This is a genomic window from Allomuricauda sp. TY007, from assembly GCF_010468565.1.
GTDB lineage: Bacteria > Bacteroidota > Bacteroidia > Flavobacteriales > Flavobacteriaceae > Flagellimonas.
In genome coordinates this window covers 1-462 of record NZ_WUEG01000064.1, presented here as the reverse complement: position 1 = coordinate 462, position 462 = coordinate 1, and the positions used below count along the sequence as shown (strand labels likewise).

Below are 462 nucleotides of genomic sequence, written 5' to 3'. Positions count from 1 at the left end.
TGGTGTCCGTGTCCGTCTGACCATCGCCATCGGTCACCGTCAGCATCGCATCATAACTGCCCGCTGCCGTATAGGTATGGACGGGGTCCGCCTCGTTGGAGGGCGCACTGCCGTCCCCGAAGTCCCACTCGTAGGAGATTATGCCCACATCGTCCGTAGAATCGTTTCCCGTGAAATTTACGGTCAATGGAGCCTCCCCGGTCTCCACATCGGCGGTTGCCATCGCTACGGGCATCCCATCCGCCACGGTCACCAAGGAAAAGTTCACGCTCAAGGGCTGGCCCATGACACCGCTGCTCGAACCACTGCCGTTGTAGGCCGTGGCCGTAAGGGTATAGTTCCCCAACGGAAGGTCCCTCTCGTTGTAATCGCCCGATAGGTCGCCGAACAACGCGTAGGGCGCTACGCCCTCCCGCTGGGTGGCCGAAACAGGGCCCGTCAGTTCCAGAAGTACGCTGCCCG

1 protein-coding gene is annotated in these 462 nt (G+C 61.5%); it reads right to left on the bottom strand.

All coding sequences use genetic code 11. The features are described from left to right. Positions 1-462, bottom strand: a 462-nt coding sequence (locus tag GO009_RS17440; RefSeq protein ID WP_163627979.1) for a PKD domain-containing protein, incomplete at both ends; no start/stop codon positions are given.